Source organism: Marinobacter sp. RI1 (assembly GCF_041155085.1).
Classification (GTDB): domain Bacteria; phylum Pseudomonadota; class Gammaproteobacteria; order Pseudomonadales; family Oleiphilaceae; genus Marinobacter; species Marinobacter nauticus.
Genome location: NZ_AP031605.1, coordinates 771,162 through 785,384 on the forward strand (window position 1 = coordinate 771,162; position 14,223 = coordinate 785,384).

Sequence of the window (14,223 nt, forward strand, 5' to 3'; positions counted from 1 at the left end):
AGCCGGAGACGTGGCACAACAAGCAGCAGAACTGACATTAGTGATCACCAATCCGACGGAAACCGGTGGTGGCGCCAGCATTGAACATAGCTTCGGAACCCGTGGCGGTTCCATCGGCACCGCGGCCAGCGACAGCTGGCAGCTTTCGCCTCACCGTACCGGCGCTGTCGCCGGCCATGCCGAGGTGCGTTACCTGGACGGTGGCTTCTGCCTGATTGATCGCAGTGGCCGGACCTACATCAACAGCAGCAGTCAGCCTGTGGGGCGGGGCCGTCGTGCCCGACTGAGCCACGGCGACACCGTGACCATAGGCCGCTACCAGATACGGGCCGAACTCTCCGGCGTGCCGGCGGCTGTCGGTGAAACTGAACACGACACACGCGAACATCACGGCCTGGTGGATACACCCGAGAGTGGTTTACGGCATGCCGCCAACGAACAGAGCCGGCCTGAAGGCCGCGAGCCTCTGGAGGGCTTGCAGCCGGCAGCCGGCGATCCGGTCAGCTGTGATCCACTGGCGCCCTGGCAGCAAAAACCGGCGCGCCCGGATGAAGAGGCTCCCGAGCTGCTGGCCAGCGACCAAGCCTGGTTTGCCCGTTCGGCTGAGGTTAGCGATGAGTACCGGGAGAACCGGGATGTGGCCATGGGCCTGCCGGTCACCCCACAACGCGAGCATAAGGAACGACAGGGAATGTCCGAAACGACACGAAACATGCAGGAGGTCAGCCGCCAGCACATCAGTGGTGCACCACTGCTCCGGGGGCTGGATGCGGATATTGATTTTGCCGACAGCGACGAAATGCGGCTGTTTCTGGAGGAAGCCGGCCAGACCCTGAAGGCGACCGTGGAAGGGTTGCTGGCGCTGCATCAGGGCGAAGACAGCCGTCACCAGGCGCTGCGCACCCGCTTGCAGCCCATCGAGGACAACCCGCTGCGCCTGGCCAATGACTATCCGGACACCATTCAGACCCTGTTTGCCGCCCAGCGCAGCCCGGTGCATCTGTCGGCCCCCGCCGCTGTCCGTGAGAGCCTGGAAAGCCTGAATCACCACCAGCAGGCCACCCGGGAAGCCATTCGCGAGGCGCTGGAAGCCATTCTTCACGCCTTCTCACCGGAAGCCTTGCTGCGCCGGTTTCACGGCTATCGCCGTGGTTTGCAGGACAACGAAGACGAGGGCCGCTGGGCCTGGGATATGTACCAACACTATTACCGTGAACTGAAATCCAGTCGTCAGCAGGGTTTCGAACGCCTGTTCCAGGAGGTGTTCGACCAGGCTTACGACCAACACTTGCGCCAATTACAGAGGGAGAAACTGTTGTGAAGTACTGCAAATGGAGCTTGCTGGTTGTTGCTTTGATTCTGGCGGGGTGTAGCACCCCTTACAACGCGGTGACCAAGACCGCCAAGGTGCTCTGGGATCCCGATATTCCCGTCGGTTACCCTGAAGATCTGCCCAGCCGGGTAGATCTGACCATGCTGGCGGAACCGAACGTGAACCCGAATGAATCCCTGGCGCCCACCCCCATTGCGTTTCAGGTGATTGAACTGCGGGACAGCTCGCTGCTGATGGCGGGCGATTTCGACCAGCTGTTGAACGACCTGGAGGACTCTCTGGGCCAGAACTACGTGGACCATAGCGATTACAGTCTGGTGCCTGGTCAGTTCAAGTTTGTCGAGCCGTTCGAGGTCAGCGAAGACACCCGCTACATCGCCGTGATCGCTTTCTACGCCTACCCGAACCTGTCCCAGTGGAAAAAAGTGGTGAAGGTCGACCCGATTGGCGGACGGTATCACCTGCTGGTGAACCTGCGCGAACGTGAAGTGCAACTCAGACGGTCGGATGAAAGCTAATGGCAGTCACGAATCGAGTGGTCTGGAGTGATGGGCTGTTCATCAAACCCCAGCACTTCCAGCAACAGCAACGCTATCTGGAACACCAGATTAACGAACGGGCTCTGGCCGTCTCGGATTATCTGTTCGGGTTCAGTGATCTGGAGCTCAATGCCGAATACCTGAGCTTTGGCCGGGTCGGGCTGGTGCGGGCCTCCGGACTGTTTCCGGACGGAACCCGGTTCAACCTGCCCCAGGACGATGTGATGCCAGAGCCACTGGAGATCACCGATGCCTCGGTGGCCAACCAGGTGGTTTATCTGGCTTTACCTCTGGGCAGCGATAGCCTGGCCGAAGTCGAATGGCCGGAGGCGCCCGTAGCTGGTCGGTTCCAAGCGCAGCCGGTGGAAGTCCGGGATCTGCATTCCATTGACGGAGATGCTCACACCATCGATGTGGGCCGGGTGGCTCCGCGCCTGATGCTGGAGCGGGAAGATCGCAGTGCCTATGCAGCACTGGCCATTGGCCGGATTCTGGAAAAGCGCCCCGATGGCAGCCTGGTAATGGACCCGAACTTCCTGCCGACCATGCTCAGCGTGCGCTCGGCGCCACGGCTTCAGCGCTTTGTCGGTGAGATGGCGGGTTTGATGCAGGAACGGGCCCGTAACATTGCCGAACGGGTGGGCGCGCCCGGGCAGGGTGGTGTCGCCGATGTCTCGGATTTCATGCTGCTGCAAATGCTGAACCGGGCGCATCCGCGTTTCATGCACCTGGCACGGCTGCGTCAGCTGCACCCGGAGCGTCTGTACGAAGCGCTTCTGGAGCTGTGTGGGGAGCTGGTCACCTTTACCGATGAAAGCCGTTTGCCGAGGGAATTCACCCCTTACGATCACGATCTGCCGGAAGGCTGTTTCAGCCCAATGATGCAGATTCTGCGGCAGGCGTTGAGCACGGTCCTGGAACCCCGGGCACTGTCGATTGCCCTGCAGCAGCGCCAGTACGGACTCACTGTTGCACCGGTTCAGGATGGCCAGTTGATGAACGACGCCGAATTCATTCTGGCGGTCAAAGCCGATATGCCACTGGACGACCTGCGCAAACAGTTTGTTCAGCAGTGCAAGGTGGCCTCCGTGGAGAAGATTCGGGATCTCATCAGCCTCCAGCTGCCGGGTATCCCACTGTCGGCACTTCCGGTGGCCCCGCGTCAGTTGCCCTACCACGCCGGCTTTGTGTATTTCCGATTGGACGATCAAAGCCAGGCCTGGCAGATGCTGGACAACGCCAGTGGATTTGCCTTCCACGTGGCGGGCAGCTTCCCGGGGCTGGAGATGCAATTCTGGGCAATCAGGAGCTAAATCATGGCAGATGCACCGGTAATGGACAGACCAGATAACACCAGGGATTCGGGTGATCGTGCATTCAGCGACCTTTTGTTTACCGATAGCGGCGCCAGCCAGTCGCCGGTTGAATCCGATGACAGCAGCTTCCAGCTTCGTGGCCTGGAAGATAACCGGCTGATTGACGCCGCCACCCCGCTGCTGGGACTGGTTATTCGGGTGCGGCGACTGGCGGATTTCCGCGAGGTGGAAACCCTGTACCAGCAGGTAGTGGACGAAGTCGCCGCCGTTGACCGGGAACTGGTGGAGCAGGGCTATGAGCGCCCCACCGTGGTGGCCTACCGCTACGTGCTTTGCGCCTTCATCGACGAGGCTGTGCTGGGTACCGACTGGGGCGCACACAGCGTCTGGTCTCAGCATTCGCTGCTCAGCCGATTCCATAACGAAACCTGGGGTGGCGAAAAGGTGTTTGCCATCCTGGCCCGCATGGAAAAAGAGCCGACCCGCTACCGGGACATGCTTGAGTTCATCTATCTGTGCCTGTGTCTGGGTTTTGAGGGTCGCTACAAGGTCATGGAAAACGGTCGGGACGAATACGAACAGGTGGTTCGTGGCCTCTATGACCAGCTTCGCGAACTGCGTGGCGACCGCGACAGCCGGCCGCTGGCCGATGCCACGGAAAACCTGATGCCGGCCCGCAACCGCCTGCGCAGCGGCCTGCCCTTGTGGGGTATTGGAGGCCTGTTCGTGGCGGCCATGGCCGGGATCTATTCGCTCTATAACATGGCGCTGAACGAACGCATCAGGGATGTGCTCAGCGTTCTGGAACAACTACCGAAATAAGGACATCACTGTGATTCGGGTAGAACTGCCGGCGCTGATCGGGCGCCTTAACGACATTTCACGCCAGGCTCTGGAAGCCTCCGCGGCCCTGTGCATCAGCCGTCAGGGCGCCGAGATTACCCCGGCGCACCTGCTGTTCAAACTGCTGGAAACGCCGTTCTCGGATGTGCGCCAGATCCTCGAACACACCGGCATCAACCACCAGCAACTGCAACCCGTGGTGGGTGACAGCCTGAACGGCGAACCTCAGACCGCCGAACCGTATCCGTCGTTCTCGCCGCTGCTGGTAGAACTGATGCAGGACGCCTGGCTGCTGGCCTCCACCGAACTCGGCCATACCGAACTGCGTTCCGGCGCGGTGTTCCTGGCCCTGCTGATGAACGCCGATCGCTACTTGATGCCCCGGGTGGCGCAGGCGCTGGTAGACATCAACCGGGAACAGCTGCGCAAGCAGTTTGATCGGGTAACCAAGGGTTCTGTGGAGCGTCCGCAGCTGATGGAAAGCGGTGGTGCCAAGCGAGCGGTTGAAGCCGATATGGACCCGCTCAAACGTTACGCCACCGACTTCACCAAGCTGGCCCGGGAAGACAAACTGGACCCCGTGGTGTGTCGCGATGCCGAGATCGATCAGATGATCGATATCCTATGCCGTCGCCGCAAGAACAACCCCATCGTGGTGGGCGACGCAGGCGTGGGCAAAAGCGCCGTGGTGGAGGGCCTGGCCCTGCGCATCGTCAACGGCGACGTGCCGGACCGCCTGAAGAACGTCGAACTCTGGACCCTGGACATGGGTGCCCTGCAGGCCGGTGCCTCGGTGAAGGGCGAGTTTGAAAAACGCCTGAAGGGCGTGATCGAAGCCGTGAAAGGTTCGGCGACCCCGATCATCCTGTTCATCGACGAAGCTCACACCCTGATCGGCGCGGGTAACAGCGAAGGTGGCTCCGACGCAGCCAACCTGCTGAAGCCAGCCCTGGCCCGTGGCGAACTGCGCACCATCGCTGCCACCACCTGGCGCGAGTACAAGAAATACTTCGAAAAAGACCCGGCTCTCAGCCGCCGGTTTCAACCGGTGGCCCTGGACGAGCCAACGCCGGGCGAAGCTGTCCACATCCTCCGTGGCCTGCGCACGGTCTATGAAAAAGCCCATCAGGTACTGATCGCCGACAGCGCCCTTAAAGCCGCCGCAGAAATGTCCGCCCGTTATCTGGCCGGTCGCCAGCTGCCGGACAAGGCCATCGATGTTCTCGATACCGCCTGCGCCCGGGTCAGCCTGAACCTGAGTACACCGCCACGCCGTCTCAGCCATGTGCGCAGTGAACTGCACCAGCTGGCCATGGAACAGGAGCTTCTGAGCCGGGAACACACGCTTGGCCAGAACGTGGATGCCGAGCGCGAACAGGCCCTGGAACAGAAGATTGCCGACCTGACCGCCGAATCCGGAGCACTGGAACAAAGCTGGAATGACCAGAGGGAGCTTGTTGCCCGGCTGGTCGAGATCCGTGAACAGCTGTTGGTGGGGGATGTCGAGCGCGAAACCGCAGATGACGTTGCTGTTGAGTTGGCCGAGAGCGATCGCGAAGAACGCCCGGACCTGAAAAGCGAAGCCTCCGCCATCGAACAGGAACTGGCTGAACTCCAGGCCGACGAACCGCTGGTACACGCCCGGGTGGATGCCCGCCAGGTAGCCGAAGTGATCGCCGACTGGACCGGCATCCCGGTTAATCGCATGACCACCGACGAGCTGGAAAAAATCACCCATCTGCCGGCGTACCTGCAGGCCCATATCAAAGGCCAGGACACCGCCATCGACTGCCTGCACCAGCACCTGCTCACCGCCCGCGCCGACTTGCGCCGACCGGGCCGCCCGATGGGTGCCTTCCTGCTGGTGGGCCCCAGTGGCGTAGGTAAAACTGAAACCGTGGTGCAACTGGCTGAACTGCTCTACGGCGGCCGCCAGTTCCTCACCACCATCAACATGTCCGAATATCAGGAGAAACACACTGTCTCCCGCCTGATCGGCTCGCCCCCAGGCTACGTCGGATTCGGAGAAGGCGGCATCCTCACCGAAGCCATCCGCCAGAAGCCTTATTCCGTGGTGCTGCTCGACGAAGTCGAAAAAGCCCACCCGGAAGTGCTTAACCTGTTCTACCAGGCTTTCGACAAAGGCGAACTGGCTGACGGTGAAGGCCGATTGATCGACTGCAAAAACGTGGTCTTCTTCCTGACCTCCAACCTCGGCTTCCAAACCATCGTCAACCACGCAGAAGAGCCGGAGAAGATCGAAGAAGCCCTGTACCCGGAACTGGCCAACTTCTTCAAGCCGGCATTGCTGGCGCGGATGGAAGTGGTGCCCTACCTGCCGCTGGGTGAAGACACTCTCAACCGCATCGTTGAGGACAAACTCCAGCGCCTGGCGGATCAGATTCAGGCTCGTTACCACACCGAGGTGGAACTGGAAGACGGCCTGGTCGAAGCCATCCGCAGCCGCGCCACCAGAAGTGAAAACGGCGCGCGGATGCTGGAGTCGATCATCGAAGGCGAACTGCTGCCACCGGTGTCGCTGGCGCTGCTGGAAAAACTGGCGGCCAGGGAGCCGGTGACGAAGGTGAAACTGGGTGTGGAAGAAAACAGATTTACAGGAACCGTCGCTTAGCCTGGAGGCCTCCTGAATCGTAGTGCACCGTGGGGTTGAGCTTTCCAAAACCCTGCGGAGCCATGGATGGCGGAGCGGAGCCTACAGGGATGTATTCACGGCGTGTTTTGGAAAGCTCAACCCCACGGTGTGCGGGCGGCGAGCGATGAGGGAGCGTACAAGGATGTATTCACAGCGTGTTTTGGAAAGCCACTCCGCAGGATGCGCGGGCGACGATCTCCTAAGTAATTATTCTGGGAATGAAAGCATGGGAAGGATGCAGAAGGAACTGCACACCGGCATCGATCTGGCGGTGGCACTGATCAAACAGGACACATTGCCAGCGCTGTTGAACACCGCCACCCGCCAACTCGAAAGCGCCTTCGGGCTCAGCAAGTGCTGGGCGCTGGAACTCGACCTCAGCGGCCGGACCCTGCACTGCAGCAAACTGGACGAAGCGGGCGAGTTTGATTGTAACGACTTCAGCCACCCCTTTGCCCACGTGCTGCAGACAGGCCAGCCGCGGGAACTCACCCGTGCTGCCAGCTATCGCCTGGATCATGCCGGCTTCCAGACGCTCCTGGAACTCAGTGGCCGTCCAAGAAGCTTCTGGCTGGAGCCATTAAAGGGCGAAGATGGCCGCACCCTCGGCATGCTCGTGTTGTGCGGCGACCATCCTGACTGGCAGGGCATCGTTACGCAGCCACTGTACAGCGGCCTGAAGCAACTGCTGGTGCATCAATGGATCAGCCAGCTGCAAACCCGTGACCAGGTGTGGCAACGGCGGCTGCTCAAGCGCTCCCTGGACCACCTGCACGATGCCGAAAGCCTGCGCCAGCGCTGCAGCCAGTTAGCCTATACCCTGGTTGGCAATTCCGAAGCCATGACCCACCTCCGGGCCCAGGTGGTGCGAGCGGCTGGCAGCCAGCTGTCTGTGCTGATTCAGGGCGAAACCGGTTGTGGCAAAGATGTAGTGGCCCGGGGCATCCACGATATGTCCGACCGTGCCAGTGGGCCTCTGGTGGTGGTCAACTGTGCAGCCATCCCGGACACCTTGCTGGAGAGTGAACTGTTTGGTCACACCAGGGGCGCCTTCTCCGGTGCCGACCAGGCCAAAGAAGGCCTGCTGGCCCAGGCCAACGGCGGCACCCTGTTTCTGGATGAGATTGGCGATATGCCCATGGCACTGCAATCCAAATTGTTGCGGGTGCTGGAAAGCCGACAGTTCCGGCCATTGGGCGCCCGGGAAGAGCAACATTCGGATTTCCGCCTGGTGGCGGCCACCCATCAGCCGCTTCAGGAGGGCATTGAGGACGGCCGGTTCAGGCGGGACCTGTTCTACCGCCTCAGCCAGTTTCCCCTGCGCGTTCTGCCACTGCGGGAACGCAGTGAAGATCTGGAAGCGCTCAGCCGTCACTTCATCCGGCTCTACACCGAGCGCGAGGGCAGTGGCCCGCTGGGCATCAGCAGCCACGCCCTGAGCGCGCTGGCCGACTACAGCTTCCCGGGCAATGTCCGGGAACTGCGCAACATCATCGAACTGGCCTGTCTGCAGACCCCGGCCGGTGACGACATTCAGCCGGAAGTCCTGCGCCTGGACGATCTGTTTGCCGACTCTCCGGAGTCGACCATGGCCTTCGTGGAAGCCAAAACCATCCCGGGCGTGCCTCCGGCCGATGATATCCGCGATCTGAAAGCCGCCGCCCAGGCCTTTGAGGCCGCCATCATCCGCGAACGTCTGCGCCAGTATGGCGGCAATCGCGCCCAGGCCGCGGAAAGCCTGGGCCTGCCAAAACGCACACTGGCCCATAAATGTCTGAAGTATCAGGTAACCGACGTATGACCCTGAAAGACCTGCACCGATTGCCCTTGATGGTCCTGTTGCTGGTGAGTACCAGCAGTTGGGCCGATACCCGCCTGGCGGAAGCCCGGGCCTGCACTGAACAACCGAACCGGCTGGAACGTCTGGCCTGTTTTGATGAGGTGTTCGGTACGCCGTTGGCGCAGTACGAGGCCGGCCAGCATCCGGCATTGGTGAACCAGTCGGAGCGCTGGCGCCGAGTGTTTGCACAGGCCAGCGGGAACGATGCCGGCGGGGTGGTCTATCGCGACACCGGCAGCGCGGCGGGTCATCTGGTGACGGTGACCGCGCTCGGGGTAAAACCTCCACGCCCGGTGCTGTCGCTGCAGTGCCACAACAACATCACCGAGCTGGCCATCATGCTGCCGGAGCCACTGGATCGCGAGCGAGTGGACGTAACTCTGGGGCCCCATCGGGCACACTGGCGGGTTCGGGATGAAGGTTTGGTGGTCAGCGCCGGTCGCGGCCTGCCCGCTATCCGCACCGTACTGGATGTGGTCAACCAGCCGGATGTGCGCCTGCAGGCGGGGGTTCGGGAGCTTGATGGCCTGCTGTTTGACCTCAACGGCTTTGCTGAGGCGATCAAGCCTTTGCGCCAGGCCTGTGGCTGGTAAGGAGTGATGGCATGCAGGTGATTGAACAGCATCCTTACGTGGATCAGGTACTGAACCCGATCCCGGGTGACACCGGGGTAGGCGAAAGCCTGGCTGAAGACAGCACGCTGGAGTTTCTCGAAGACGAGATCATGAAAGTGGGCTCGCTGGCCCACAACGACATCGACTGGCACAAGGTTGAAAGCGAAGCACTGAAACTGCTGGCGGATCGCAGCAAGGACATCAAGGTTCTGGGTTTTGTCATGCTCAGCCTGCAACGTGGCGGCGATGGTGAACGGTTTGCCTTGTCGCTGTACCTGCTGCATCGGGTGCTGGACGACTGGTGGGAAAACGCGTGGCCCTATCCCGGTGCCAAAGGGCAGCGGGCTCGCAAGATGCTGTTTACGCAGATGCTGCAGCGGGCCCTTAAAGCGGTTGAGAGCCTGAACTTTGATGCCAGCGTAGGAGATGGTCGTCAGTTCTGTCTGGATCTGGTTGAGAAACTGGATACCCAGGCCAAAGACCGGGATTTACCTGACGACGCCCTGTTCGACCTGAAGCGGGCCGTGGAAAAGCTGCCCAAGCCGGACCAGGCCACCGCGCCCCGGACGGCGTCTGAAAACACCCCGACAAACAAACAGGAGAGCACGGCCAGCTCATCGCCCTCCAGCTCGGCCAGTTCCAACACTACGGCCGCGTCGCTGGGCAATCTGACACTGGACCCGAGTAACGAGCGTGCGACCCGGCAGAGTCTGCTCAGGGTCGCCGAACTGCTGACCAGCAGCGAACCGGACAACGCCCTGGGCTACCGCATGCGTCGGTACGCCATCTGGCAGAGTATCACCAGCCTGCCGCCAACCCGGGATGGCAAGCGCACAGACCTGGCCGCCGTCAGTGCAGATCGGGTGGCCGAGTACAAGGAAGCTCTGGAGAAAACACCGGACCTTGAACTGTGGCAGCGCATTGAACAAAGCCTGTCGGTCAGCCCGTTCTGGCTCGATGGTCACTGGCTCAGCGCCCGGGCGGCCATGGCCCTTGGCAATACCGATTGCGCGGAGGCCATCCGGGAAGCCCTGAAAGCGTTTGTCGACCGCCTGCCGCAACTGGCCGAGCTCACCTTCAACGATGGCACACCGTTTCTCAGTGACGATGGTGCAGATTGGTTGCACACAGCCCCCGCGGCTGGCAAAGGAACGGGCGCAGGTGCCAACCCCTGGGAGCAGGCATTCGACGGTGCGCTTGAGCTGGTGCGGCAGAACAAACTGGCTCCGGCCATGGAACTGCTGGAGCAAGGTCTGGCCGATGCCCGGGAGCCGCGCGAGCGCTTCTACTGGCGCCTGGCCACGGCCCGGCTGCTCAAGGAAACCGGCCTGAAAGCCCTGGCCGCCGAACAGATTCAGGATCTGAAAAACCAGATCCAGGGGCGGGTTCTCGAAGACTGGGAACCGGCTCTTGTAAAACAACTGGAACGACTGGCGTAACACCCGCAAGACGCAACGAACGCAGGAATGGAAACCATGTGGAGAAAAGCATTACTCATTGGTCGTTGGCTTCTGCCCTACATCCGCAGCGCCGCTCCCGTCACCCTGGCTCTGGGGGTGATTGCCCTGCTGGTAGCCACCTGGTGGCTGGGGCCACGCCTGGAAATCAACGGCGACTACCCGTTGATGGCCTGGCAGATGCGTGCTCTGGTCACCCTCGGGGTGGTCCTGCTGGTGGTGATGGTCTGGGGTACCATGCTGGCCCGTCGCCTGGGTAAAGTGAACAAAGCCAAGGCCGAGGAGCAGCGGGAGCAGGAAGACCCGATTCTGCCCATGGAGCGTCGCCAACAGCGGCTGCTGGACCGCCAGCTGCAGGCGTTGAAAAGCAATCTGCCGGGTCGCAAGGGCCTGTACCGTCTGCCCTGGTATCTGGTGATGGGCCTGGAAGATGCCGGCAAGACCAGCCTGATTCAGCGTGCCGGGCAAACCTATACCCTGACCAACGTCACCCGTAACAACCGGGGCGACCGTAACCCGTTCAGTTTTGACTGGTGGATTGGCGACAACGGTGTCCTGATCGACCCGGATGGCGAACTGCTGAGCCAGAACCAGGGCGAGGGTGCCACCGGTGAAATCCAGAGCCGGCTGTGGAACCACTTTATCGCCTGGCTGGAACGCAGTCGGCCCCAGCGGCCGCTCAATGGCGTTATCCTGGCTGTGGATCTTGCGCGCCTGAGCGCCGCCAACGAACAGCAGCGTGAAGCCCACGCCATTCTGCTGCGCACCCGCCTGCGGGAGCTGATGGAACAGCTTGGGTCCCGGCTGCCGGTGTATGTGACCTTCACCAAGATGGATCTGATGTACGGATTTGCGCCGTTTGTCCGTACTCTCAGCAAGGCGGAGAAGGATAAGGCCCTGGGGTTCACCTTCAGGCTGGACGGCCAGCAGGATCAGGACCAGTGGCTGGAACAGTTTGCCGAGCGTTACGCCGATATGGTGGATGAGCTCACCGAACGCCTGCCGGACGTGCTGGCCAACACCCGTGATAACGAAGAACGGGCGGCGGCTTATTCGTTCACCCGCCAGTTGGCGGGCCTGAAGCCGGCCATGGAGCAGTTCCTGACGGATTTGCTGTCGGCGGATGCCTTCTCCACACCGGCACTGGTACGCGGCACCTACTTCACCTCGGTGTTGCAGGAAGGTGTGCCCGAGGACGCCTTTGTCTCCGCTGCTGCCCGGAACTACCAGATGTCCGACCCGATTCAGCCGGCCCAGCGTGGTGGCCAGTCTGCGAGCCTGTTCACCAAGGGGCTGTTCCCCGAAATCATCTATCCGGAGGCGGGCCTGGCCGGGGATAACCGGCGGGTGGTGCGCCAGCGTCATCGTCGGGTGGCCGTTGCCGCCGTGGTGGCTCTGGCCGCCGGTGCGGGCATGACGGCGGGCTGGCAGCATTATTTTCTCCAGAATGCCGAAGCGGCCGCCCAGGTGGAAAACCGGGTGAAAAGCTATCTGAACGACTGGCAGCCGGTTGGCTATGAGCCGGACACCACCGGCCGTAATCTGCTGCAACCGCTGGATGAGCTGCGGGATGCCACTCTGGCCTTCGGCGATTACCGCAAGGAGTGGCCGCTGGTGACCGATATGGGGCTGTACCAGGGGCACAAGGTGGGCCCGGAAGTGGATAAGGCCTACCTGAACATGTTGGCCTATCAATACCTGCCTGCGCTGATGTTTGGGGTGATGGAGGAAATGGGCCAGGCCCCGGATAACAGCACTGAGCGGCTCGAACACCTGCGCGTGCTGCGGATGCTTTACGATGCCAGCGGCCGCCGTACCGACATCGTGTCCGGTTACATGCGTGAATACTGGCAGGCCCGTTTCCCCGGCCAGCGCGATGTGCAGAATCGCCTGTATGGGCACCTGCAATACGCCATGGCCCACACCGACCTGTCGGACCTGGCAGCCAACGGCGACCCAACCGCCACTATGGCTCTGGCGCCCTTCCGCAGCAGTGTTGAATGGGCACAGCACGAGCTTGGTCGTATCAGCACCTCAGACCGCGTATACCGCGAGCTGGAGAATGAGGCCAGCCGTGATTTCCCGACCCCACTGGAACTGGCCCGCAGCTCCGGCCCGGCGTTCTCGACCGTGTTCACCCGCCTGGACAGTTACGGCGAGCCGCTTGCCGAGGATGTGCCGTCTGCTGAGGATCCACTTTCGATACCAGCGTTGTTGACCCGGGAGGGACTGGAAAAATGGTTCCTTCGGGAATCCGGATCGGTCACCGAACTGGCCTTGATTGACGCCTGGGTGCTGGGCCGTCGGGATGATGTTGATTTCAGCAAGGCCGATGAAGCCGAACTGCTGGCCAGCCTGCAAACGCTGTACGCCGAGCACTATGCCGAGGCCTGGCGCACAGCGCTGAGCCGGCTGGATATCCATCGGTTTGAGGATCTCAACCACGGCGTTCGTATTCTCGACAGCCTGACCAGCGGCCATCAGCCACTGGCCCGATTGCTGGCGCAGGTGCGGGAAAACACCCGCCTGATTCCGGTAGGTGAAGGCGAAGCGGAAGCCGCACGCAAGTTGCTTGAGCAATCTCCCCATTACCGCATGCTGCAGGACATAGAGCGCCAGTTCAGCGATCTGAACCAGCTTACCCGCAAGCAGGGTGAGGAGCCGTCTGGGCTGGAGGAAGTCATGCTGGTGGTGGGTGAGCTGCATGAATACATGCGAAACATCCAGGAATCCCCGGATACCGGCAAAGCTGCCCTCAGTGCCGCCCGTGCCCGCATGGGCCTGCAGGGCGCCGACCCCATCTTCACGCTACAGCGCATGGCCGGTCATCAGCCAGAACCCCTGAACCGGATACTGAGCCGCCTGGCCACCGAAAGCTGGCGGGTGGTTCTGGACAGTGCGGTAGCCCAGTTGGAGCGTGACTGGTATCGCGAAGTTTATCAGCCATTCCAGCAGAACCTGGCCCGGCATTATCCGTTTACCCAGGGGGCAGGGCGTGATGCCGCGCTTCAGGACTTCGAGCGCTTCTTCGCGCCGGACGGTATTCTGGAAACCTTCTACAACGACAACCTGAAGCTGTTCCTGGAAGACCATCCGGAACATGTGGGTGATGCCCGCCGGGCCAGCCTGGTGCGCCGGGACGTGGTTGCTGCGCTGGACCGTGCCCGGCAGATTCGCCAGGCGTTTTTCACCCGCAGCGGTACGCTGGATGTGGAATTCGCGCTGGAACCCCTGAACCTCAGCAACAACAAACGTCGCTCGGTGGTGAACATCGATGGCCAGCTGGTGGAGTTCTCTCATGGCCCCAGCCAGAGCATTCCGCTGGTATGGCCGAACACCCTGCGGGACACCGTGGAGAGTCGGGTAACGCTGGTGCCGATCCAGGTTAACCGCTCGCCCCGGAGCATTTCCGAGAGCGGTCCCTGGGCACTGTTCCGGTTGTTGGGTAAGGCGGACATCACCGGTGTCAGCAGCAATGCGGTGGACGTGAAGTTCACGGTGGATGACGGGGAAATGCGTTATCGCCTGCACGCGGCCAGCAATACCAACCCGTTCACAGAGCAATTGCTCTCAGGGTACCGCATACCCCGCAGCTTGTATTAAACTGTGTTCCGTCGCCCGGGTATGT

Annotated in this window: 9 protein-coding genes; all 9 read left to right on the top strand. The window is 61.6% G+C overall.

Annotated features, from left to right (window positions below; genetic code table 11):
- Positions 1-10 precede the first annotated feature (10 nt).
- A complete protein-coding gene (gene tagH, locus ACAM27_RS03460; protein WP_226596126.1) occupies positions 11-1,321 on the top strand; it encodes a type VI secretion system-associated FHA domain protein TagH in 1,311 nt (436 codons plus the stop codon).
- Positions 1,318-1,851 (top strand): type VI secretion system lipoprotein TssJ, encoded by a 534-nt coding sequence (tssJ, locus tag ACAM27_RS03465; RefSeq protein WP_222447331.1) that lies wholly within the window; start codon positions 1,318-1,320, stop codon positions 1,849-1,851. The genes tagH and tssJ overlap by 4 nt, the downstream gene beginning before the upstream one ends.
- Entirely contained in the window at positions 1,851-3,185 is a 1,335-nt protein-coding gene (gene tssK / locus ACAM27_RS03470) for a type VI secretion system baseplate subunit TssK (RefSeq protein WP_369612560.1), read from the top strand. The genes tssJ and tssK overlap by 1 nt, the downstream gene beginning before the upstream one ends.
- A 3-nt stretch (positions 3,186-3,188) precedes the next feature.
- On the top strand, positions 3,189-4,010 hold the full coding sequence (gene icmH, locus ACAM27_RS03475; RefSeq protein ID WP_369612561.1) for a type IVB secretion system protein IcmH/DotU: 822 nt from the start codon (positions 3,189-3,191) through the stop codon (positions 4,008-4,010).
- Entirely contained in the window at positions 3,976-6,663 is a 2,688-nt protein-coding gene (tssH, locus tag ACAM27_RS03480; protein WP_374730297.1) for a type VI secretion system ATPase TssH, read from the top strand. Before icmH ends, tssH begins: the two co-directional genes overlap by 35 nt.
- Positions 6,664-6,919: 256 nt before the next feature.
- Positions 6,920-8,485 carry a sigma-54 interaction domain-containing protein gene (locus tag ACAM27_RS03485; protein ID WP_369612860.1) on the top strand — a complete coding sequence of 522 codons (1,566 nt, stop codon included), beginning with the start codon at positions 6,920-6,922 and terminating at the stop codon, positions 8,483-8,485.
- Positions 8,482-9,117, top strand: coding sequence for a type VI secretion system-associated protein VasI (gene vasI / locus ACAM27_RS03490; protein WP_022991308.1), 636 nt, complete (start codon positions 8,482-8,484; stop codon positions 9,115-9,117). The genes ACAM27_RS03485 and vasI overlap by 4 nt, the downstream gene beginning before the upstream one ends.
- 11 nt (positions 9,118-9,128) lie before the next feature.
- The gene (gene tssA, locus ACAM27_RS03495; protein ID WP_369612563.1) at positions 9,129-10,577 is read left to right on the top strand and encodes a type VI secretion system protein TssA; all 1,449 of its coding nucleotides are present in this window, start codon (positions 9,129-9,131) and stop codon (positions 10,575-10,577) included.
- Positions 10,578-10,604: 27 nt separating this feature from the next.
- A complete protein-coding gene (gene tssM, locus ACAM27_RS03500; protein ID WP_369612564.1) occupies positions 10,605-14,198 on the top strand; it encodes a type VI secretion system membrane subunit TssM in 3,594 nt (1,197 codons plus the stop codon).
- Positions 14,199-14,223: the final 25 nt, after the last annotated feature.